At 65.0% G+C, this 20,709-nt stretch carries 22 protein-coding genes; 10 read left to right on the forward strand and 12 right to left on the reverse strand.

Annotation, left to right across the window (positions count from 1 at the left end; all coding sequences use genetic code 11):
* Positions 1 to 111 precede the first annotated feature (111 nt).
* Entirely contained in the window at positions 112 to 333 is a 222-nt protein-coding gene (locus PWP93_RS33350; RefSeq protein WP_421025763.1) for a dodecin family protein, read from the forward strand.
* Between the two features lie 77 nt (positions 334 to 410).
* Positions 411 to 1,172 (forward strand): helix-turn-helix domain-containing protein, encoded by a 762-nt coding sequence (locus PWP93_RS33355; protein WP_421047835.1) that lies wholly within the window; start codon positions 411 to 413, stop codon positions 1,170 to 1,172.
* 30 nt (positions 1,173 to 1,202) lie between these two features.
* Here the strand turns inward: PWP93_RS33355 and PWP93_RS33360 are convergent, their stop codons facing one another.
* The 4 genes from PWP93_RS33360 to PWP93_RS33375 form a co-directional block, all read right to left on the reverse strand.
* Positions 1,203 to 1,628, reverse strand: a complete 426-nt coding sequence (locus PWP93_RS33360; protein WP_421047836.1) for a hypothetical protein — start codon at positions 1,626 to 1,628, stop codon at positions 1,203 to 1,205.
* 101 nt (positions 1,629 to 1,729) lie between these two features.
* The gene (locus tag PWP93_RS33365; protein ID WP_421047837.1) at positions 1,730 to 3,778 is read right to left on the reverse strand and encodes an ATP-binding protein; all 2,049 of its coding nucleotides are present in this window, start codon (positions 3,776 to 3,778) and stop codon (positions 1,730 to 1,732) included.
* A gap of 76 nt (positions 3,779 to 3,854) precedes the next feature.
* Positions 3,855 to 4,109 (reverse strand): hypothetical protein, encoded by a 255-nt coding sequence (locus tag PWP93_RS33370; protein ID WP_421047838.1) that lies wholly within the window; start codon positions 4,107 to 4,109, stop codon positions 3,855 to 3,857.
* 201 nt (positions 4,110 to 4,310) lie between these two features.
* Positions 4,311 to 4,580, reverse strand: a complete 270-nt coding sequence (locus PWP93_RS33375; RefSeq protein WP_421047839.1) for a hypothetical protein — start codon at positions 4,578 to 4,580, stop codon at positions 4,311 to 4,313.
* A gap of 356 nt (positions 4,581 to 4,936) precedes the next feature.
* On the opposite strand from PWP93_RS33375, the gene PWP93_RS33380 reads away from it, so the two are divergent.
* From PWP93_RS33380 to PWP93_RS33415, 8 genes are all read left to right on the forward strand, one after another.
* The gene (locus PWP93_RS33380; protein WP_421047840.1) at positions 4,937 to 5,896 is read left to right on the forward strand and encodes a hypothetical protein; all 960 of its coding nucleotides are present in this window, start codon (positions 4,937 to 4,939) and stop codon (positions 5,894 to 5,896) included.
* Between the two features lie 229 nt (positions 5,897 to 6,125).
* A complete protein-coding gene (locus PWP93_RS33385; protein ID WP_421047841.1) occupies positions 6,126 to 6,488 on the forward strand; it encodes a DUF3564 family protein in 363 nt (120 codons plus the stop codon).
* 73 nt (positions 6,489 to 6,561) lie between these two features.
* Positions 6,562 to 6,843, forward strand: coding sequence for a hypothetical protein (locus tag PWP93_RS33390; RefSeq protein WP_421047842.1), 282 nt, complete (start codon positions 6,562 to 6,564; stop codon positions 6,841 to 6,843).
* Positions 6,844 to 6,966: 123 nt separating this feature from the next.
* Complete coding sequence (locus PWP93_RS33395; protein ID WP_421047843.1) at positions 6,967 to 7,536, forward strand: chemotaxis protein CheB; 570 nt, start codon at positions 6,967 to 6,969, stop codon at positions 7,534 to 7,536.
* Between the two features lie 208 nt (positions 7,537 to 7,744).
* On the forward strand, positions 7,745 to 11,830 hold the full coding sequence (locus PWP93_RS33400) for a CheR family methyltransferase (protein ID WP_421047844.1): 4,086 nt from the start codon (positions 7,745 to 7,747) through the stop codon (positions 11,828 to 11,830).
* Between the two features lie 206 nt (positions 11,831 to 12,036).
* A complete protein-coding gene (locus PWP93_RS33405; RefSeq protein ID WP_421047845.1) occupies positions 12,037 to 13,062 on the forward strand; it encodes an SDR family oxidoreductase in 1,026 nt (341 codons plus the stop codon).
* A gap of 252 nt (positions 13,063 to 13,314) precedes the next feature.
* A complete protein-coding gene (locus PWP93_RS33410) occupies positions 13,315 to 14,535 on the forward strand; it encodes an MFS transporter (RefSeq protein ID WP_421047846.1) in 1,221 nt (406 codons plus the stop codon).
* Positions 14,536 to 14,674: 139 nt separating this feature from the next.
* Positions 14,675 to 14,830: a DUF3309 family protein gene (locus PWP93_RS33415; protein WP_421025751.1), complete on the forward strand. Its 156-nt coding sequence runs from the start codon at positions 14,675 to 14,677 to the stop codon at positions 14,828 to 14,830.
* A 131-nt stretch (positions 14,831 to 14,961) separates the two neighbouring features.
* On the opposite strand, the gene phaP is transcribed toward PWP93_RS33415, so the two are convergent.
* From phaP to PWP93_RS33455, 8 genes are all read right to left on the reverse strand, one after another.
* A complete protein-coding gene (gene phaP / locus PWP93_RS33420) occupies positions 14,962 to 15,495 on the reverse strand; it encodes a TIGR01841 family phasin (RefSeq protein ID WP_421047847.1) in 534 nt (177 codons plus the stop codon).
* A gap of 92 nt (positions 15,496 to 15,587) precedes the next feature.
* The gene (locus PWP93_RS33425; protein ID WP_421025749.1) at positions 15,588 to 15,785 is read right to left on the reverse strand and encodes a hypothetical protein; all 198 of its coding nucleotides are present in this window, start codon (positions 15,783 to 15,785) and stop codon (positions 15,588 to 15,590) included.
* A gap of 223 nt (positions 15,786 to 16,008) precedes the next feature.
* Positions 16,009 to 16,542, reverse strand: a complete 534-nt coding sequence (locus tag PWP93_RS33430) for a hypothetical protein (RefSeq protein ID WP_421047848.1) — start codon at positions 16,540 to 16,542, stop codon at positions 16,009 to 16,011.
* Positions 16,543 to 17,022: 480 nt separating this feature from the next.
* Complete coding sequence (locus PWP93_RS33435) at positions 17,023 to 17,283, reverse strand: DUF1488 domain-containing protein (protein ID WP_421025747.1); 261 nt, start codon at positions 17,281 to 17,283, stop codon at positions 17,023 to 17,025.
* Complete coding sequence (locus tag PWP93_RS33440; protein ID WP_421047849.1) at positions 17,280 to 17,747, reverse strand: DUF3005 domain-containing protein; 468 nt, start codon at positions 17,745 to 17,747, stop codon at positions 17,280 to 17,282. Before PWP93_RS33440 ends, PWP93_RS33435 begins: the two co-directional genes overlap by 4 nt.
* Before the next feature lie 110 nt (positions 17,748 to 17,857).
* Positions 17,858 to 18,847, reverse strand: coding sequence for a chemotaxis protein CheB (locus tag PWP93_RS33445; protein ID WP_421047850.1), 990 nt, complete (start codon positions 18,845 to 18,847; stop codon positions 17,858 to 17,860).
* Between the two features lie 76 nt (positions 18,848 to 18,923).
* Positions 18,924 to 19,559: a UdgX family uracil-DNA binding protein gene (locus PWP93_RS33450; RefSeq protein ID WP_421047851.1), complete on the reverse strand. Its 636-nt coding sequence runs from the start codon at positions 19,557 to 19,559 to the stop codon at positions 18,924 to 18,926.
* Between the two features lie 57 nt (positions 19,560 to 19,616).
* Positions 19,617 to 20,675 (reverse strand): UDP-glucuronic acid decarboxylase family protein, encoded by a 1,059-nt coding sequence (locus PWP93_RS33455; RefSeq protein ID WP_421047852.1) that lies wholly within the window; start codon positions 20,673 to 20,675, stop codon positions 19,617 to 19,619.
* Positions 20,676 to 20,709: the final 34 nt, after the last annotated feature.

Consider the following 20,709-nt stretch of genomic DNA (forward strand, 5'->3'; position numbering starts at 1 on the left):
TGGAGCCCGTGCAGCAGCGCGTGCAAGCCGGCGCGGCTCGAGCTGACGCTTTCGCGAGGCACACGCGATGCGCTACCTGGACCGTCGCCCATTTCAACACGGAGAAAGTTCATGACCACCAGCACGGATCCCAGCGTCTACAGAGTTACGGAAATCATCGGAACGAGTCCGAATTCGTGGGAGGAGGCTGCAAAGAATGCGGTGGAAGCCGCAGCCGATTCGCTGCGTCACTTGCGAATTGCCGAGGTATGTAAGCTTGACCTCAAAATCGACAACGGCAAGGTCGTAGAATATCGGACCCGGGTGTCCGTGTCGTTCAAATACGAGCACTGAGAAGATCGCGCGGGCGCCCCTCCAGCGCACGGTGAGGGGCGGGTACGATAAATGCGCAATGCGCATGCATGCGCCGGATGTCGAGTCACGAAGCGGAAATCGAGCAGGCCGAGAATACCGGCCTGACAGTCCACATGAAAAAGCCCGTGCTGCTCGACAACCGGCTGGCGGTCGAGGCGCGCTTGCGGCAGGGCCCGCGCCTTGCCGCGAGCGCCGTATCGGAGAGTCAATTGCCGCAAACTTACTTCTACATCAACGGCCCGAGCGACCGCCATTTCCCCGAGCAGGAACTGATCCGCCTCGACAAGGCCGGCTACGCCGTCGCGCTCAGCCGCGTAGCGGTCGAGCACGTGGGTCCGTTCGTCGGCACGGAGCAGCGCACGGTGCTCAATGGCCTGTTGCGGCGCGCGGCGCCCGGCGACGAACTGGTCGTGCTCGACCTCGCGTGTCTCGGCAGCGGCGCCAGAGACGTGCTTGCGACGCTGCAAAAATGCCAAAAGGAAAAGATTGCCGTGCGCTGCATCGAGTTCGGCAAGCTGGATCTGGCTGGCCATCCGGAATCTCACGCGATCAAGATGCTCGAGGCGGTCGTTCGGCTGGAAGCGCGAACCCGCAGCGAGCGCAGCAGCACGAGCCTGAAGCTCGCGCAAGAGAGCGGACGCTCCACGGGCCGCCCAGGCTCGCTTTCGCCGCAAGACCGGGACGAGGTCATGGACTTGCTCGCCAAAGGCACGTCGATCAGCGAGATCGCGCGTCGCTTGGGAACCTCGCGTCAAACCATCATGCGCATCCGCGCGTCAACGGCGGCGCCCGACACAGCGGAGAAAAGCAGCGTCTGATGGCCGCCGTCGAACCAGGGGGCACGGCGTTTATTGGAACGGCGCGCACAGACGGTCGAAAGGCGCGGCGATCAGCACACAGGCGGTGAATGCCAGCGCGCCCGTGAAGACGACGGCTGCGGTCGCGCTGCACCACGCAACAAAGCACGCGGACTGGGACTTGCTGTTCGCCTGCGAGGCGAGGCGCCGCCAGGCGCGTCCCGTGGCAATCGCGAGCGCCAGGCACACGGCGAACGCCACCGCGGAAACGAAGTCGATGAAGTGCTCGACTTCGTCCCACGGAAGTTCGCCGCGCTGGGTGACGCCGCCTGCGCATGCCGTCGACAAAAGCCCCAGGCACACAACGAGGTGCACCATCCAGATGAGCGGCACGGCGAAGAGCGCGGTCCACGCGGTGGCGCTTTGAATGCGCAGGGCGTGCCGAGAGTATGGAGAATGAGCGGTTTCCATCATCATCGGCCTCTGGGTCAGTGCGGCGGCGGGGAGACGGAAGGGCGCGAGGCCACGCCGTCACGGCTCATCGCGCGCATGCGATGTGCCCATGCGGAAGGGGATGCTTACCGTCCCGGCGCCGCCTGCGGCACGGCCCTGCCAATCTCCTCCAGCAGCATGGCGATTTCCTCCGGACGCGCCGGTTTGACGATGTGATGATCGAAACCCGCCTGCCGCGAGCGCTCGACATCGTCGGGGAGGCCGTATCCCGTCAGCGCCACGAGCACGGGGCGGAGGTTTCCGTCGACGCCCGCCTTGTGGCCTGAAATCCGCTCGGCCACTTCGTAACCGCTCACGTCCGGCAGGCCGAGGTCGAGGATGATGACCTGCGGCCTGAGCCTGTCCGTCATCTCCAGGGCCTGTTCGCCGCAGCTTGCGGTATGCACGTCGTGATGTTCCAGCACGGCGGCCAGGGAGCTCGATGCGTCGTCGTTGTCGTCCACGATCAGGACGCGAAGGCGGCGCGCGGCGGACCCGTTGCCGGCAGGCGGCGCTGGCACCGCGATGCGGGCGGGCGCGTGGCAGACCGGCAGCGTGATCACGAAGCGGCTGCCCTGGCCGCGGCCTTCGCTGGTTGCGTGGATGGTGCCGCCATGCATCGTCACCAGCGACCGGGCTACCGAGAGGCCAATGCCCAGCCCGGATTTTCCCGTCGTGCTGTCTTCGGCGGCCTGCTCGAACAATTCGAACATCGAAGCGATACTGTGCGGCTCCATCCCGATGCCGTTGTCCTCCACGCACACGCGCACTTCCTTGTCCGTCTCGTCGAGGCTCAGCCGGATATGGCCGCCGTCGGCCGTGTATTTCGTGGCGTTGTCGAGCAGATTGGCCAGCACCTGCGTGAGGCGCGTGGGATCGCCGCGCACGAACACCGGGTGGCCGTGCGCAATGCCGTCGACCTCCAGCCGATGGCCGTGGCGGGCCGCTGCGGGGGCGTTGATTTCGATCGCGCGCTCGATGGCGGTCCTGATGTCGAACACTTCGCGGCGCAAGCGGATCTTTCCCGCCGAAATGCGCGAAAGATCGAGCAAATCGTCGATCAGGCTGACAAGGTGTTTTGCCTGTCGCTCGACGACGCCCTGCAGCCAGCGCAGCTGCGGCGCCGAAATATCGCGGCGCCGGAGAAAGCTCGCCGCGTTCAGGATGGGGGCGAGCGGATTGCGCAACTCGTGCGCCAGCGTCGCGAGAAACACGTCCTTGCGCCGGTCCGCCTGCTTCAGATTTTCTTCCGCCTGCACACGTTCGGTGACGTCGGCCAGGGTTCCGGCCACGACCTGCCGCGCACCCGTCGCATCGAGCAGGCAGCGGGCGCAGATTTCCACATGGCGGCGTTCCTGCGTCTTCAGCCGGCGGATTTCAAACGTGGCGTGCATCTCGTGATGGCCGGCGAATGCCGCATCCAGCGCCTCGTCCAGCCGTGCCGAATCCTCCGGTCTGGCAAGGAGCCCGGTGAACTGGCGGGCGCTGAGCGGCCCGCATTCCGGAGGCTGGCCGGTGATCTCGTACATCCGCTCGTTCTCCCAGACGGCGCTATCCGTCTCGGGGTCCCATTCGAAGATGCCGAGGCCGGCGGCTTCAGCCGCGATGCGCAGTCGTTCCTCGCTGCGGTGCTGCCCGGCCAGGGCGCGGTCACGCTCGCCGATTGCCTCGTTGACACGGCGATCCGCCTGGGACTGAAACTGTGCGATGCCCGTGCGGATCGCGTCGCTGAAAAAGGCTTCTATCGTTGCGTGCGTGGCCGGTTGATGCTGGCGCGAAGGGGCGCTGAGGAAATACTTCCTGACGCTCGCCTGAACGCATCGCTGCAACACGTCGAGCTCGGCGTACAGCTCATCGAGCGCAAACCCCTGTTGCCAGCGTTCCTGTGCATGCCGACGGGCGTCGTTTGCCGCGCGCAGCGCGCTCGCCCGCGGGGATCCGCTTTGCTCCAGCATCGCGCACAGCTCGTCGAACAGCGCCGGCAACTGATCGATCAGGCCGGTGACCGCTTCATGGCTGACCGGCTTGAGGCGGATCCGTTTGCGCACGTCGCGCAGCCAGTGCCGTGTCAGTTGCCGCCGGCGCGCGCAAAGGTATGCCGCGACACGGGCATTCGTCTCCTGAGCGTCGTTCATTGTCGTTCATCGTCGTTTAGCGCCTGCGGATCACGAGGCGGATAACAGGAATGAACCAGTTGCTGCGAACGCAGCTTCAAGCCAGAGCCCGGGGATCGGGGACCACCGCGGAAGGAAGCGGGGTCACCGACAGGTTCAACGGCGCCTCGCCCAGCGTTGCGACGATATTGGCCGTGCATTGTGGCCCCGCAATGGCAATGTCGACAGTCATCGATTCCACACCCGTGTTGCGTTCGACGCGCACACTCCAGCGGCAAACTCTTGCGCCATGCCTGGAGAGGCATTGCCAGACCGGAATCACCTGGAGCCTGCCTTGAGTGGCGCGGATCATAAGCCTTTGCATGATCACGTTGATGTCCCCTTCCTGCGAGTCTTCAGCCGGAAAAAACCCTATTGAAGCATAGGCCAGGGAATGCCGAATGGCAGTCCATGCCGATGTTCGTATATCACGCGTTACGGACGAATTCGTTGCTTGCGCCGCTATCGATACTGACGTTCCCGCCCTTGCAGCCGATGCGTCTTTGTGAACCCTTTATGGTTGCAAGCCCGCTTGATGCTTGCCTGTGCAGCGGTTCGCAAGCGCGGCATCGATCGCGTCGAGCCGTTCGAGCAGCGCGCCGGTCTGCGGCTGCAATTGCGGCGCATCGCAAGCGATGGCATTCACGCGGCCGCGCCAATAGTCTGGCGATGTCACGGCCGTTGTGTGCCGGCCGATATTCTCATGCTGAATGAGCTGCTCCAGACGCAGCACCATGGTGCGGATGTGCACCAGTTCGAGCATCGTTTCATCGTGCGAATGCATGGCTTTCCCCAAACGACTATTTTTTCAGGCGAATGCCGATGCGCCGCCTGGCGTCAGCCCGCCGTGAACTGCAGCAGCGGCGGGTTCGGCATGTTTGTCTCGGTCATGCAAAGCAGGCTATTTTTATAGGTGCGTTGAAGTACTTATCGTCGTCCCTTCGCTGAAAAAAGTACACACTGGCTGCGTGTCCGTAACGTGCCCATTTCGGACCTGCGCAGGAACGCGGGCAAGCGTGTCATTTTCAAGAGGGCGAGGCGTTCTCAGCCGAAGCTGGCGACTGCGCGCGAGGTCATCTCGAGCAGCGGGCACGCAAACCGATAGACATCAAGCGACGTTGACCAACCGGGGGAACCGCAATGGCAACCGACGTGAAGCCCGGCAAGGCAGCGAATCGCCATGGAGGATTTGTCGATGGCGAATGGAGGACGATATGCGCATCGATCGTTCTCGCGGCATGCCGCCTCGCATGCGCAGGGCCGTTGGCCCCGGCAACCGAAGATGCTGCCCGCTTGCGCGCCACCTACCAGAGCCTGAAACCCCAACTCGACCATAACGCGTTTCATCGCAGGCTGTATCTCGACTCCCGGGAATCGCCCTCCACGGTCACCGGAGAAATCTACGCCGTAATGGACTACCCGTTCGCGACCGTCGACGAGGCCCTGAACGATCCGGCGAAAAGCCCGGCGAACTGGTGCGACGTGTTGATCCTGCATCCCAATATCAAATACTGCCGCGTCCGCGCCGATGGCAGCGGCAACATGCTGACCGTCAACGTCAGCCAGAAGGAAGCCGCCGAAGAGCTGGCCTCCACTTATCGTCTGCAATTCGGCTACGACGCGGCCGTCATGGGCCCGGGGTACTTCCGCGTAGGACTCCACGCCGACAGCGGACCCTTGAACACCCGGGATTATCAGATCGTCCTGGAAGCGGTCTCGCTCGGCAGCGATCGCACCTTCCTCCACCTGACCTACGCATACAGCTACGGCACACTCGGGCGCCTTGCCATGAAAGGCTATCTGGCGACTTTCGGCAGCGGCAAGGTCGGTTTCACCAACCTCGCGGCGCCCTCCGCGGCACAACCCGAGTACGTCGACGGAGTGCGCGGGCTCGTGGAGCGCAACACGATGCGTTACTACCTGGCCATCGACGCCTGGCTCGGCGAGCCGCCAGGTGCATCCGGCGCGCGGCTGATGCAACGCCTGAGCCGCTGGTTCAGCGCCAGCGAGCAATATCCGCGGCAGCTTCACGAAATCGATCGATCGCAGTATATGCAGATGAAACAGGCGGAATACCAGCGCCAGCAGACGGGGCAGTAACGGATGAAACCGGCGCCGAAGGGCGTCCGGTATGCATCCGTTACGGACATGCTGTGGATCGAAGCGTCCTCATATACTGAATTGCTTTGCCGCGGGCGGCGCGAAGAACCATTTTGCAGGCTCAGCATCGCCCCGAGGGGCTTGCGGCAATCCGCCTTTTGAGCGCTTTTTTTGCATACTTTTCCGGCTTTTCTCCGTTCCTTTCCCAATACGTTCGCAGGAGTCGTTCATGCGGCTGACTATTCTGATCAACGGTTCGGACCCGACCATCAATCACGACTTTGCCGTGCTATGGCTCGACATGGAGCAAAAGCGCTGGTCGCGTGAATCGCACGAAGGCGTGAAGCTGCCGGCGTGGGGCGAGATTCGGGAAATCGATGGCGAGCTGGCGCTCTGCGCTCCCGAGGGTGAACGGCCCCTGTGCGAGATTCGGGGGCTCAACGTGACGCGCAGGCAGGAGATCAGCGCCGCGCAGGGGCGGGCAACGTGGCCATCCGACCCGGCGCAGACGAAGATGCTGGGCTGCTGGCGTTTGCAGGCCGTGGAGCGCGGGCCGATCAATGCAGAGGATTCGCTGTTTGCTGGCCATTAGGCGCTGCGCGCGTGGCGGCATACGCCATTGAGCGGCGCGCGGACCGGGCCCGCCGGGAAGCTGGGGAACGACGATGAACCTTCCGGACAGCGATCTGCGATTGTTGACAGGCTCGATCGTGCTGCTGGCGGCGGCCTTCGGCGCGCTGGCCTGGTACTTCTGCGTGGCCCCGGGCGCGTGGGCGCAGTATCGCTTCGGCGGTCTTCTCGTGGGCGTGCTCGGGCTTGGCGGCGGTGCCTTGAGCCTGTGGGATGCGGTCTGCCGCACGCGGCAGAGCATGATTTCCGGGCTGATGCCGTCCGTCGTGATGTTTGCTGGTCTCGTGGCGATCTATACGGCGCTGGCGCACTTCTGATCTGCGCAAAGGGGGCGCAAAGAAGGGAGAAGAAGGGGCAAAGCGTCACGAGGCAAAGACGAAGAAAAATCTCCATCGGGCACGGCAAATGCGCACTAATACGCTTGCCCTCATGGAGCGAACTTGACTTGCCGTGACTTCATAGCGATTGGTGCGTCGACGGGCGGCGTCGACGTTCTGCGCATTCTGGTATCGCAGCTTCCAGCCGACCTGTGCGCCGCCATCGCGATCGTGCAGCACGTGGGCGCGCACGGAAGCATCTTGCCCTCGCTGCTCGAAGGTGCCGGCCCGTTGCGCGCCGTGCATGCAAGCGACGGCGAAACCTTCGTGCACGGCAAAATCTATGTGGCGCCGCCCGACCGGCACATGCTGGTAAAAGACGGGCATGTGCGGCTCGACGCAGGCCCCAAGCGCAACTTCGCGCGTCCCGCCATCGACCCGCTTTTCGAGAGCGCGGCTGCGGAGATGGGCGGGCGGGTGGTCGGCGTGATCCTGACGGGTTTGCTGAGGGACGGCGTGGCCGGTCTGGCCGCCGTCCATGCTTGTGGCGGGGTCACGATCGTTCAGGACCCGGCCGAGGCGTTCGCCTGCGAAATGCCCATGCGCGCGGTGCCTTATGCGGACTACGTCCTGCCGGTCGCGCAGCTGGCGGACCGGCTCGTGGCGCTCACGCGCGGGACGCGCATGGTGTGATGTGCCCGCGGGCCCGCGGCTCGCCCAGGGCGCGCCGCGCGGGCGCAATCAACCCGCAACCCGCAACCCGCAACCCGCAACCCGCAACCCGCAATCAACCGGAAGTACTTTCGCTTTCTCATCGGCCATGGCTGGGGGATAATTGCGGGCTATGGTGCCTGCGCCCGTGCAGCGGCAGGCACGTTATCTTTCAAAGGACGAGCCAGCTATGGCGAAAAAGCGCGGGCCCAATCTACCTGGGCAGGCGAGGCATCCGGTCGTCGGTATCGGTGCATCGGCTGGCGGGTTGAATGCGCTTCTGGAGTTTTTCGAAGCCTTGCCTGCCCATTCCTCGATGGTGTTCGTGGTCGTGGTCCACCTGGCGCGCGACCATGTCAGCGATCTGCCGGAGCTGTTGCAGAGGGCGACCGCCATGCCCGTGCTGGCGGTGACCCAGCCCACGTCCATCGAGCCCGATCATGTCTACGTGATTGCGCCGTCGTTCGAGCTCACGATGGTCGACGATTATTTGCGGGTCGAGCCGACCAGGCCGGACCAGGGGCGCAGGGCCGCCATCGACGTGTTCTTCCGCACGCTGGCGGAGGCGCACCGCGAGCGCGCGATCGGCATCGTGCTGTCCGGCGCGGGCTCCGACGGGGCGGCGGGCCTTGCGCGAATCAAGGAGATGGGCGGCATCACGCTCGCGCAGGACCCCGCCGAAGCGGAATACGACAGCATGCCGCGCAGCGCGATTGCCACCGGCATGGTGGATTTCGTGCTCACCGCGGCGGAGATGCCGCAACGGCTGATGGACCTGTGGCTGACCGCGAAAGAGATTCAACTGCCGAATCTCGAACCCGACGAGCGCGGCGAGGATCTCCCCAACGAAACCGCCGAGCGTGCGCTGCGCGAGATCATGGTGATCCTGCGCACGCGCACGGCGCACGATTTCCGGCACTACAAGCGCGCGACCATCATGCGCCGGATCGAGCGCCGCATGCAGGTGAACGGCATCACCGACCTTCAGTCGTACCGCGACTTCCTCCACCTGCATCCGGAAGAAACCCAGGCGCTGTTGCAGGACATGCTGATCAGCGTGACGAACTTCTTCCGCGACAAGGAAGCGTTCGAAGTGCTCGAGCGCGAGGTGTTGCCGTCGATCTTCGAAGGGCGCAGCGAGGAGGACCGCATTCGGGTGTGGTCGGTCGGCTGCGCGACCGGCGAAGAGGCCTATTCGCTGGCGATGCTGCTGCAGGAGCGCGCGGCCAAGGTGCCCGAGGGCGCCTCGTTCCAGATTTTCGCCACCGACATCGACGAGCGGGCGATCACCCTTGCGCGCACCGGCCTCTATTCCGATGCCGTCGTGAACGATCTCACGCCTGGCCGGTTGCGCCAGTTCTTTTCGAAAGACGGCACGCACTATCGCATCAAGAAGGAATTGCGCGAGCACATGCTGTTCGCGCATCACAACGTGCTGAGCGACCCGCCGTTCTCGCGCCTCGACCTGATCTGCTGCCGCAACCTGTTGATCTATCTCGACCGCGAAGCGCAGGTCGAGGTTCTCAAGATGTTTCATTTCGCTCTGCGTCCGGGCGGCATTCTTTTTCTCGGCAGCTCCGAGTCCGCAGATAGCGTCAGCTCGATGTTCAGCGTCGTGGACAAGCGCAACCGCATCTACCGCGCGAACATGGCGGTGCGCGGCGACACGCCGGTTCCGGTCTCGCTTTCCGGGCCGCTCAATGCGCGGCCCGTCGTGATGACGGTGCAGCCGCCCGGCCGCCGGCGCTTCTCGTTCGGCGATCTGCATCAGCGCCTCGTCGAACAGCACGCGCCTCCCAGCGTGCTGGTGAGCCGCGAGTCGGAAATCGTGCATCTGTCCGATCGCGCCGGGCGCTTCCTGCAGTATTCCGGCGGCGAGCCCTCGCACAACCTCATCGCCGCGGTGCGTCCCGAGCTGCGCGTGGAACTGCGCACGGCAATCTACCAGGCCTTGCACACGAACCGCAGCGTGGAGGCGCGGCGCGTGCGCATCGAGCGCGACGGCCGTTCGTATATCGTCAACATGACGACGCGTCCCGTGCACGATCCCGAAGCCAACGCCGACTTCGTGCTCGTGCTGTTCGACGAAGTGGAAGACAGCATGAGCGGGGCGGAATCCGCGCCGGGCGACTCCCAGAAGGACCCGATCATCAGCCAGCTCGAGCGCGAGCTGCAGCGCACCAAGGAGCAGTTGCAATCGACCATCGAGCAGTCGGAAACCTCGACCGAGGAATTGAAGGCGTCGAACGAGGAGCTTCAGGCGATCAACGAGGAACTGCGCTCGGCCACCGAGGAGCTCGAAACCAGCAAGGAAGAGCTGCAATCGATCAACGAGGAGCTGACCACCGTTAACGCGGAGCTCAAGTCGAAGGTCGAGGAAACCGGCAAGATCAACGACGACTTGCAGAACCTGATCGCTGCCAACGATATCGGCACGATCTTCGTAGACCGCAATATCTGCATCAAGCGCTATACGCCGCGCGCCACCGATGTTTTCAGCATCATTCCGTCCGATATCGGACGCTCGCTGCTCGACATCACGCATCGGCTCGAATACGACAAGCTCGCCGACGACGCAGCCGAGGCGTTCGACTCGCTGCGCCTCATCGAGCGGGAGCTGAAAAGCAACGACGGCCGCTGGTATCTCGCGCGCTTCGTGCCGTACCGCACGACCGAGGACCGCATCGACGGCGCGGTGCTTTCGTTCATCGACATCACGGACCGCCGCCAGGCCGAGGACCGGCTGCGCGAAGGCGAGCGGCGCATGCGCATCGTGGCCGAGGGAACGCGCGATTACGCGATTATCACGTTCGACGACGATGGCCTCGTCACGAGCTGGAACGCGGGCGCGGAGCGCATTTTCGGCTACACCGAGGCGGAGATGATCGGCCACTCCGCCGATCTGCTCTCGACCGAGGAGGACCGCACCAATAACGTCGCGCAGCGCGAATTCGCCGAGGCGCGCCTGAATGGCCGCACCGAGGAGGAGCGCTGGCACGTGCGCAAGGACGGCAGCCGCTTCTTTGCGAGCGGCGTGCTTTCGCGTCTGGACGCGCCCGGCGTCAGCGGTTTCGCGAAGATCGCGCGCGACCTGAGCGAATTCAGCTCGACCACCTCGAAGGCCCACGGCGCACGCATCGAAGCGGCGCGCGAGGCGGGCGAGCGCGATGCCCAGCGCCGCCGCGACGAGTTTCTCGCCGTGGTGTCGCACGAGCTCAAGCATCCGCTCAATCTGATTTCGGCCAGCGCGGAACTGATCGCGCGCGCGCCCGAGACGCGGCGCAACCTCAATCTCTCGCGCGCCACCGATACGATCCGGCGCACCGTGATCGGCCAGGCGCAGATCATCGACGACTTGCTCGACATCTCGCGCGTGCGCACCGGCAAGCTCTCGGTGGTGCGCACGGCCGTGGACATGCGCGAGATCGTGCAGCGTGTGTGCAACGCCGTGCGCGAGGAAGCGCAGGAGCGCAGCATTGCGCTCAACGTCACGATGAGCGAGGCGCCCGTGATCGTTCACGCCGACCTCACGCGCGTGGAGCAGATCGTCTGGAACCTGATCAGCAACGCGCTGAAGTTTACGAAGCGCGGCGCCGTGAACGTTTCGCTGCAGGTCAACGAGCATGCGGAAGCCGTGTTGAAGGTAGCCGATACGGGCAGCGGGATCGAGCCCGCGCTGTTGCCGCACATCTTCGAGATGTATCAGCAAAGCCGCGAGTCGACCATGCGCCGCGCGGGCCTCGGCATTGGGCTCGCGCTGGTGAGGGATCTCGTGACGCTGCACGGCGGCGCGGTGCGTGCGGAGTCGGAAGGCGTCGGACGCGGCACGACCTTTACGGTGACGCTGCCCACGCATCGGGGCATGGAGCAGGCGCAGGCCGACAGCGACGTGGCCGCCGAATCGCTGCACGGGCTGCGCATCCTGATGGTGGACGACGATCCGACCACCGTCGAAACGTTCAGGCTTCTGCTCGAAGGCGAGGGCGCGACGGTGCAAACGGCCACCAGCGGCGCGCAGGCGCTGGAGATGCTCGATGGGCGCGCGCCCGATGTCGTGCTGTCCGACCTCGGCATGCCGGGCATGGATGGCGTCGAGTTCATCGAAAAGCTGCGCCGGGAGCCGGCAATGAAATCGGTGATCTGCATTGCGCTGAGCGGCTATGGCCACGAGGAGGAAATCCGCCAGGCCGAGCATGCCGGCTTCAACGCCCACCTGAAAAAGCCCGTGCTGCTCGACGATCTGCTGGCGGTCGTGGCCCGCTTGCGGCGGGGCTGACTCCGCGGCTGACTCCGGCGCTGAATCGTCTTGCGGCCTGCGTCGAATCGCAGGCCGCATGACGGCGTGATGGCGTCCCCCCGGTCGCCGGGGAATGGCCTTTGCTGCAAGCCGTTTTGCACGGGATGCCGCGGGAAGCGCGCGGCGGATCGGACATGGCATGAGCATTGCGAAAACCCTGCATCCCACTGCAGGAGTGCCATGTCATGACGACGCGAACGCAAAACAGGATTGTTGTGGTCACGGGAGCCGGCGCCGGCGTGGGCCGCGCCGTCGCCGACGAATTCGCGCGTGCGGGCTACGACGTGGCGATGCTCTCGCGTGAACCCGACCGCCTCGCGCGCGCCGCCGCGCAATTGCGCGGCTACGGTGTGCGAGTGCTCGCAATCCCGACCGATGTGGCCGATGCACAGGCGGTCGAGGCCGCGGCGTCGCGCGTGGAAAACGAGCTTGGCGCGATCGGCGTCTGGGTGAATGTTGCGATGGCAACGGTATTTGCGCCGGTCTCGGCGCTGAGCGCGCGCGACGTGGAGCGGGCCACCCAGGTCACGTATCTCGGCCAGGTCTACGGGACCATGGCGGCGCTCTCGCGCATGCGCAGGCACCGTGGCGGCGCGATCGTCAACGTGGGGTCCGCGCTCGCGTCGCGCTCGGTGCCGCTGCAGGCCCCCTACTGCGGCGCGAAGTTCGCGGTGCGCGGCTTCACCGACTCCCTGCGCTCCGAAATCCTGCACGACGGCCTCGATGTGCATCTCTCGCTCGTCGATCTGCCCGCCATCAACACGCCGCAATTCGACTGGGCGGCCAATCGCACGGGCAAGCGCGCGCGGCCTGTTGCGCCGGTCTATCAGCCCGAAATCGCGGCGCGCGCGATCCGCTTTGCGGCCGAGCACCGGCGGCGCACGCTGTGGCTCGGCTGGTCCACGGCGCGCGCGATTGCGGCGGATCTGCTGGCGCCCGGCCTGGTCGACCGCTATCTGGCGAGCGCAGGCTATCGCGGGCAACTGACCGACGAGCCGCGCGCGAGCGATGCGCCCGATAATCTATACGCGCCGGTGCCGGGCGACTTCAGCGCGCACGGCCGCTTCGACGACGAAGCGCGCAGCGCGGGCGCGCCGCTTTTTACCGAGCGGCACGCGCAGGCTTTCAAGGGCGGCGTGGCGCTCGGCCTGCTCGGTCTTTTCGGCATGGCTCTGTGGGGTGCGCGGCGCAATGGAAGGCTGCGGTCGTGACGTGCGCGCGGCCCTCGCAAGGGCTCCCGGTCGGGTCCCCTGAACGAACGGGACCCGCATTTCGCATCGGGCGCGGTTTGTAGCGATTACGCGTAATGCTTGAAGCGGCTCGCGGAAGGCTCGACGAACTGCGTCGCGACGCCTGTTTTTCCTGGCATACCTGATGAAGCCCGTGCATGAACGGTACGACCGGAGCGTTGCAGCGGAACAGTCCTTGCGCGACAGCACGGCGGGGCATTCTGGGAGAGGCCGATGCTGATGCGCCTGCACTATCGGGCGACGCTGGAGCGTCGCGCCTCGCTTGTTGTGGCGGCCGCGCTGCTGGGCGTGCTCTACGCGGGGAGCACGCTCGTCACGCCGCTCTATCCGCTTTATCAGCGCGCGTTCGGTCTCGCCGACCTGACCGCCACGCTCATCTACGCGACCTACGTGATCGGCAACCTGGGCGCGTTGCTGTTCTTCGGCGGCGTGTCCGACCAGGTCGGGCGCCGTCGCGTGAGCCTGGCCGTGCTTGCGATGGCGGGGCTCAGCACGGTGCTGTTCCTGTGCGCCGTGGATCCGGTGCTGCTGTTCGTTGCGCGCGCAGCAAGCGGTCTCGGCATTGGCGTGGGCGCGGCCACCGCGACGGCATGGATCGCCGAGCTGCATCCTTCCGCCGACAAGGCCGGCGCGAGCCGGCTTGCCGCAGCGGTCAATCTGGCGGGCCTTGCGGCAGGCGTGCTGATATCGGGATTGCTCGCGCGCTTTGCTCCCTGGCCGCTTCACACGGTGTTCGTGGTCTACCTGCTCGCGCTCGCCGGCATGGGGGTCTGGGTGGCGCACGCGTGCGAAACCGTGCAGCGCAAGCATGAGTGCGCGTTGCAAGGGGCTTCGCCGGCTGCGCTCAAGCCACGGATCGCCGTGCCGCGAGCATTGTGGGGGGCGTTCGTCGCGCCGGCCGTGACCGCGTTCGCCACCTTCGCGCTGCTCGGCTTCTACGCCGCGCTGCTGCCCAATCTGCTCGCGCGCGACCTGCATCTGGGCAGCCCGGCGTGGAGCGGGCTGGTGGTCGCCGAGCTCTTCGCCGCAGGTGCGCTGACCGTCGTGCTGGCGCCGCGATTCGCCGCGCATGTCGCCATGTCCGCCGGTTTGTGGCTGCTGCTGCCGAGCCTCGCCATGCTGCTGTGGGCGCAGGCGGCCGCATCGCTCGCGCTGCTGGTCGCCGCGACCGTGCTGTGTGGCGTAGCCACGGCGCTTGGCTTTCGCGGCAGCCTGCAGCAAGCCAATCTGATCGCGCCCGCGAGCCAGCGCGCGGGGCTGCTGGCCGCATGGTTGTTGTGCTGCTACAGCGGCAACGCGTTGCCGGTCGTCTGCATTTCGTTGTTCGCCCGCCGCATCGGGCCCCTGTGGGCCAATGTGGCGTTCGCGGCCTTCGCCGCCGTGCTTGCTTTGGCTGCGCTTGCCGTTGGTGCGCGTCAGCGCCGTTCCCGATAATGCGGCGCTATGCGGTAAGGATGACGATCCGCGAGAACGAAGCGGTGCCATGCAGCAAGGCGTGCGACGCGTCCCCGATTATTGGGCACCCGAGTTGCTTGCATTGGGGTGTCATCATTCGATAGATCGCGGAGGCATTATGCTCAGCACCTTGCTTCTGGTACTCGTCATTCTGTTGCTGGTCGGCGCGTTTCCTGCATGGCCTTACAGCCGCTCGTGGGGCTATGCGCCATCCGGCACGTTGGGAATCGTACTCGTCGTTGTGCTGGTGCTAGTGCTGACGGGAACGATCTAGCCTCACCGGAACCGCATTTCATGGCATGCGTGTCCGGCGGGCTGACTGCCTTCTGGACCACGCCGTGGCAACAGGATGGAAATCGCCGGCGGACAAGCGGCTAGAACCGGATCAAGGCCGCCGGCAGGTTGTCAACGCTTCGTTGCCTGGTCCGTCAGCTCTGCTGTGCGCCTGGCCGACTTCGCCGCTGCGGTTGTGGCCATGTCGACGTTAGTGCGTGCGGCCTCGAGCGCCTGCTGTCCGGTTTGCTGCAGCGACCCGTAGAGCCCGTTGACGGCGGTGATGGCCGAATCGAGCGCTGCCACGATGGGCCCTGAGCCCTGCGGAGCGCTTTGCGCGAAGTATTGCAGCCATGTTCGCGTCCGCTCGCCGTATTCCTCCAGTTGTGCCTGCGCGCAGCGCGCATAGATGCCTTGCGTTGCGGCCGCAATATCGAGCCACTGGCGGTTATAGTCCTGCACCTGCCGCGCAGCAGGGGCGGCGAAAGTGTCCTGCAGCGTCATCCATTCGGACGGCTCCTTGGTGGACATCGCCTGCTGAGAGAAGTCGTGCGTGGCGCAGAGCAGCGAGCGGGTCGTCTGCATGTTCAGGTGTACTAGCTTGTCGATGCCGTCGGCGAACGCGTTGCCGAGTTCGATGAACATTGCGACGCGGGATTGCTGCATGTTGGAAACCAACTCCTGGACTTGCATGATGAGACTCCTTTCGGGGAAGGCATGCGGGGGGCAGGAACGTGAAAACGTGTGCGGGAGAGCGCTCAGTGTTCTGGTCGCATGGACTGAAGCAGCGAGTCTCCGTCGTTGGTCAGCCAAAGCCGATGGATGCCCGAGGCCAGTTGCTCCATTGCGACGAGTTGGCGTTCGAGCAAGGCGTTCAGATCCTCACGGCCGAGATCGATCTGGTCCGGTGAATCCTTGACTAGCATGAGGGTAGCGAATTCGTGGGGGCTGAGCATGTCTGTCTCCAATATTCGGACTGGTTTTTTTTCAATCCTGGTAATAGCTCACTGCAAAAACATCACGAACGATCGGTAGCGGAATCCGGGTTCGTGAATTCAATACGGGCGTCGAGGAATCGTGATCAGGGAGGAGCATTATGCATTGGCATTCGCTGCTGCAAAACGCCCGTATAGCGATCTTTACGGACACCCCACCGTTTACGCTCGCGCGGCGGGCCGCTCATCGAACGATGCCCCTTGCGTCGGACTCGTCAGTGTTGATGAAACCCGCCTGCTGCGCGGCGTTCGCGCGCGAGAGTAGTCGACGTGCGGCACGGCTCGATGCATCGACGCCCAGCGCGTAGGCCGCGTTATCCCTCGCGCAAGCCCACTGTCCATCGCGTGCGCATAGCCGGGCATAGGCGAGCAGATAGGCGCGCTCGTGTTCCCGCGAAACGAGATCTGCCCGCATCTGCTGCGCTTCAGGATTGCCGGGCTGCACGGCAAGCGCTGCAGCGATGTTCTTGCGCGCCGCCCAAAGGTTGTTCCTCGCGAGATTGAGATGCCCGTGGCGAAGACTGTCGACGAGGCGCAGGTGCGAGCCTGTTTGAGCTTTGCGCGTCACGGTGAGCTCTGCTCGCGAGCCGGCGGAATGCTCGATGCCGCCCGCATGGGCGGCATCGAATGATTCTGTTACGGGACGGTCGTGCAGTACCGAAGCGGGCATGGCGTATTCCGTGCCGTTCGATGTGCCGGGCGCCGCAACGGTAAACACGCGCGGCTCCGTGGCTAGCGGTGCTGCCGCAATTTCCTGAGCCCGTTCGTGTCGATGGCGAAGCGAAAGCCCCAAGGCGGTGAACAGCAGCGCAAACGCCAACGCACATGTAAACGCATAATAGGGCGTTGCCGAACGATACGCGGCGGCTTCGCGCAAGCTCGCGCCGAGCGGGCCCGCGCCACACACGGGGCAGCAATCCGTGGACTCATCGAAAGGGGTCCCACACGAGGGACATGGCAGCGGCCCGAGGTTACCCCGGCGCATTGCATTGAACATGGGAACGCTCCGACGATAGACCTCTGCAACAGCAGACGATTGCAGCAAGAAGAGTGCAGCAAGACGAGTGCAGTATAGAAGCCGGCATCACGACAGGCGTTGTCCGTAACGATCAGATTTCGAACATCGTTTGCCGGACATGGCCAGGGTGAAAAAGCAGTTTGGCTCTGCCCTGGTATGACGAAAGCGTTCGCTTCGCGGCTACTTGAAATCGCGCGTCTCCAGCTCCACCGACTGAGCGTGGTTTTTCTCGAGCACCTCACGTGTCGCTCGCTCGATCCTCGGACGATTGGCGTCGAAGGCGCTCACCAGCGCATGCGCCGAAACGTCCGAGTTGCCGAAGCGGTCGTTGAGCGCATCGAGCGACACGCTGCACCATACGGCGCGGCCGTCCACTACCGCCTCGAATGCAACCCGCGAAGCCGATACGGCATGACGGCGATTCGTGAATTCGATCTTCATTGCGATCCTCCATGGTTTTTGCGCGCGTGAATCGCGCTTTGCGGGTTTTGCGGGCTTTGCGGCTCCAGGCTCACGATGACATCGGTATGCCCGCCGTTGGGGTCGGGAACATGCACATGGCCGCGTATCTCGACGCGATAGCCAGGCAAGGTGCCGATACGCGGCACGGGGCCCACGGTGCGGCTATCGAAACCACCTAGCCCGTCTGCCTGAACTGCCACGTGATTTTCCAGTGTCGCGTTGGAGGTAATGATGTTGTCCCTGCGACCCTGTACGTTGCGTCGTGCTTCGAGCGTCTTGCCATCGGCATCGACGGTCGTGCCGCTCGCGGCGGTGCCGGCCACCTCCACGCTGCGGATTCTGCGGCTGGCGTCGGCCACGGGGTCGGACGCGCGTTCCTCGGGCGTCTGCGCAGGAATGCGCTCTGCCATGTCTTGCTTCGGAAGTTGTATGGTGCGTGGCATGCGGGCCTCCTGGTTATGAATGCGGGGTACCCAAATGCCGCATCGCGCGTTCCGCGTTTTTTGCGGGACGCGTGCCGAACGGCGGTGGCCAGTTCGCGGGAACTCTTTGGTCAATGGGCGGCGTTTTTCAATATGTCGCCCAGCGTTTGCGCCAGCTTGGTGTCTTCTTCAATGCGCGCCTGCTCGATGTCCATTTGCTTCCGGTCGCCGACACGCTGCGCCCACAGTTGCCGTTCACGCGCAAAGACGATGCGTTCGTTGATCGACCGGATGGCGGCCCAGACAGCATTTTCCTGGGCTTTTTCGCGGCCTTCGGCGAGCGATAGCGCACTGAATGCGTGCCCGGTATGGCAGCGGTAGCGTAAGGGGTGGTCATCGCGAATGCGCCATAGCACGCCGCCGCAGTCCGGGCACGTGAGCGGACTGCGCTCGCCAATCTGGTCGAGGTCTTCGGGCATCACGAGGGTACGCTGAGTGAGGCGTGCCTCGAGGTCGAGCGTTTGTGTGGCCATGGGAAATGGCTCCGTGCGAGGGGCGCCGCCGATCGCGGCGACGATCTGCCGTGCGATCTGTGCAGCGCTGACGACGGCGTCGGCGCCTGCTGCCGCGAGGGCCGCGCGCGGCATTGAAGCCGCTTCGCAGTCGTCCGGTTCCTGCACGATGCCGTAGCCGCCGTGAGCGCGAATGGTCGCGAGCCCGGCTGCGCCATCGTCGAGATCGCCGCTGAGAACGACGCCCACCACGCGCGCGCCGAAGTTGACCGCTGCTGAGCGGAACAGCGGGTCGGCGGCGGGGCGTGAGAAGTTTTCGGCAGCGCCGTCGTCCAGCTGCAGCCGGCCTTGTGACGAGAGCAGCAGGTGGCGGTCCGGCGGCGCGACGTAGATCCTGCCGCTCGCGAGGTTCTCGCCGCTCGCGGGGTGGCTCGCAGGCAGCGGCCCCCAGCGCGACATCAGATTGGGCAGGATGCTATCGTGCCGGCCGACATGCAGCACGATGCACAAGGTGGCCGGCAGATCCGCGGGCAAGGTTGCAGCGAGCTGCTTCAGCACGCTGAACGCGCCTCGGGAGCCGCCAACGACTACGATGTCTCGTCGATGCATAAGTCCTCCTTTCGACGATTCGCAAGCGGCGCGCCTGCTGCGTACATCGGCTGCCCGCGTCGAAGGCGCTGCTGCGCTAGCCGCGGCCGAGGAGCGCGCGGGCCCGGCGCAGCGCTTGCACCATTTGTTCGCGCGCGCGCTCCCTCGCGTCGGGAGTCGGCGCGCGCAGGACGTACGACGGGTGCCACGTGGCCAGCACGACAAGCTCGCCGACGTGCGCCGTGTGCTCCATATGCGTGTTCAGGCGCGCGTGCGGATCGTGGAGAATCGCGCGCAACGCGGTGGCGCCGAGCGCGACGACCACTTTTGGCCTGACGCGCGCGAGTTCGCGCTCGAGCCAGTATGCGCAGGCCTCGACTTCGCGCTGCGCGGGCGTCTTGTGCAAGCGGCGCTTGCCGCGCAGCTCCCACTTGAAATGCTTGACCGCATTGGTCACGTACACCGTCTCGCGGCCGATGTTCGCCGCTTCCAGCACGGCATCGAGCAATTGCCCCGCCGGACCGACGAAGGGCAGGCCGGCCTGGTCTTCCTTGTCGCCGGGCTGCTCGCCCACGAGCATCAGGGTGGCCGGACTGCCGCCCGCGCCGGGCACGGGCTGGGTTGCGTCGCGCCAGAGCCCGCAGCGCCGGCACTCGTCGAGCGAGGCCGGCTGCTGGTGCGGATCGACCTCATCGGCGCGTTGCGTGCGTGACGGCGGCGTGGTTCTCGTCATCGATGGGGACTCCGTATCGATTCAGGGCGGCAGTGGATGTCGCATCGCTTGCCGTGTTCATCGGAGCGAAACAGGCGTTGAAACGGCAGCTGAAACTGGTGCTGAAACGGGAACGGAAGCCGGAACGGAAGCGGCTGTCCCGCGCTCGCAGGGCGGGGCCGCGCTATCGGCGAAGCGGCGGAAATACGCGATGGTCGCGTTCAGGCCCGCATCGAGCGGCGTGTGCGGCTGCCAGCCGAGCACTGCACGCGCCTTGTCGATCGACGGGCGGCGATGGCAAGGGTCGTCGAGCGGCAAGGGCTTGAACGCGATGCTCGAGTCCGAGTGCGCGAGCGCGATGATGCGGCGCGCCGTATCGATCATCGAAATTTCGTCAGGATTGCCAAGGTTGACGGGGCCGTCGGGCGCCGTTTCGAGCTCCATCAATCGCATCAGCCCGTCGAGGAGATCCTCCACGTAGCAGAAGCAGCGCGTCTGCAATCCGGTTCCGTAGACGCTCAGCGCCTCGCCCGCGAGCGCCTGCATCACGAAGTTCGAGATCACGCGGCCATCGCGCGGATGCATTCGCGGCCCATACGTATTGAAGATTCTCGCGATGCGCACGTCGAGCCCGTGCTGGCGGCGGTAATCCATGCACAGCGTTTCGGCGCAACGCTTGCCTTCGTCGTAGCACGCGCGCGGTCCAACCGGATTCACGTGCCCCCAGTAGTCCTCGGTCTGCGGATGCCGGCGCGCGTCGCCATAGACTTCGCTCGTGGAAGCCTGCAGGAGCTTCGCGTGCAGGCGCCTGGCGAGTCCCAGCATGTTGATCGCGCCATGCACGCTGGTCTTGGTGGTCTGCACCGGGTCGTGCTGGTAGTGGATCGGCGAGGCCGGGCAAGCGAGGTTGTAGATTTCATCCACTTCCACGTAGAGCGGAAACGTCACGTCGTGGCGCATGACTTCGAAGTTCGCGTTGTCGAGCAGATGGGCGACGTTGCGCTTCGAACCGGTGTAGAAGTTGTCGACGCACAGCACGTCGTGCCCCTGGGAAACCAGACGCTCGCACAGATGCGAGCCCAGAAAGCCCGCGCCGCCGGTCACCAGAATGCGTTTGCTGCTCAGTTCCTTTGCCATGTCGGCTCCTTTGACGGTTTGCCGGTTTGCCGGC

Source organism: Paraburkholderia sp. A1RI-2L (assembly GCF_048957375.1).
Classification (GTDB): domain Bacteria; phylum Pseudomonadota; class Gammaproteobacteria; order Burkholderiales; family Burkholderiaceae; genus Paraburkholderia.

Coding starts and splice junctions, on each gene's coding strand:
- PWP93_RS33455 (WP_421047852.1), bottom strand. CDS start 20,675: ATGGCAAAGGAACTGAGCAGCAAACGCATTCTGGTGACCGGCGGCGCG.
- PWP93_RS33370 (WP_421047838.1), bottom strand. CDS start 4,109: ATGATCCGCGCCACTCAAGGCAGGCTCCAGGTGATTCCGGTCTGGCAA.
- PWP93_RS33375 (WP_421047839.1), bottom strand. CDS start 4,580: ATGCATTCGCACGATGAAACGATGCTCGAACTGGTGCACATCCGCACC.
- PWP93_RS33450 (WP_421047851.1), bottom strand. CDS start 19,559: ATGACGAGAACCACGCCGCCGTCACGCACGCAACGCGCCGATGAGGTC.
- PWP93_RS33435 (WP_421025747.1), bottom strand. CDS start 17,283: ATGAAGATCGAATTCACGAATCGCCGTCATGCCGTATCGGCTTCGCGG.
- phaP (WP_421047847.1), bottom strand. CDS start 15,495: ATGCAGCAATCCCGCGTCGCAATGTTCATCGAACTCGGCAACGCGTTC.
- PWP93_RS33350 (WP_421025763.1), top strand. CDS start 112: ATGACCACCAGCACGGATCCCAGCGTCTACAGAGTTACGGAAATCATC.
- PWP93_RS33405 (WP_421047845.1), top strand. CDS start 12,037: ATGACGACGCGAACGCAAAACAGGATTGTTGTGGTCACGGGAGCCGGC.
- PWP93_RS33415 (WP_421025751.1), top strand. CDS start 14,675: ATGCTCAGCACCTTGCTTCTGGTACTCGTCATTCTGTTGCTGGTCGGC.
- PWP93_RS33445 (WP_421047850.1), bottom strand. CDS start 18,847: ATGCATCGACGAGACATCGTAGTCGTTGGCGGCTCCCGAGGCGCGTTC.
- PWP93_RS33380 (WP_421047840.1), top strand. CDS start 4,937: ATGGCAACCGACGTGAAGCCCGGCAAGGCAGCGAATCGCCATGGAGGA.
- PWP93_RS33355 (WP_421047835.1), top strand. CDS start 411: ATGTCGAGTCACGAAGCGGAAATCGAGCAGGCCGAGAATACCGGCCTG.
- PWP93_RS33360 (WP_421047836.1), bottom strand. CDS start 1,628: ATGATGATGGAAACCGCTCATTCTCCATACTCTCGGCACGCCCTGCGC.
- PWP93_RS33390 (WP_421047842.1), top strand. CDS start 6,562: ATGAACCTTCCGGACAGCGATCTGCGATTGTTGACAGGCTCGATCGTG.
- PWP93_RS33400 (WP_421047844.1), top strand. CDS start 7,745: ATGGCGAAAAAGCGCGGGCCCAATCTACCTGGGCAGGCGAGGCATCCG.
- PWP93_RS33385 (WP_421047841.1), top strand. CDS start 6,126: ATGCGGCTGACTATTCTGATCAACGGTTCGGACCCGACCATCAATCAC.
- PWP93_RS33440 (WP_421047849.1), bottom strand. CDS start 17,747: ATGCCACGCACCATACAACTTCCGAAGCAAGACATGGCAGAGCGCATT.
- PWP93_RS33365 (WP_421047837.1), bottom strand. CDS start 3,778: ATGAACGACGCTCAGGAGACGAATGCCCGTGTCGCGGCATACCTTTGC.
- PWP93_RS33425 (WP_421025749.1), bottom strand. CDS start 15,785: ATGCTCAGCCCCCACGAATTCGCTACCCTCATGCTAGTCAAGGATTCA.
- PWP93_RS33410 (WP_421047846.1), top strand. CDS start 13,315: ATGCTGATGCGCCTGCACTATCGGGCGACGCTGGAGCGTCGCGCCTCG.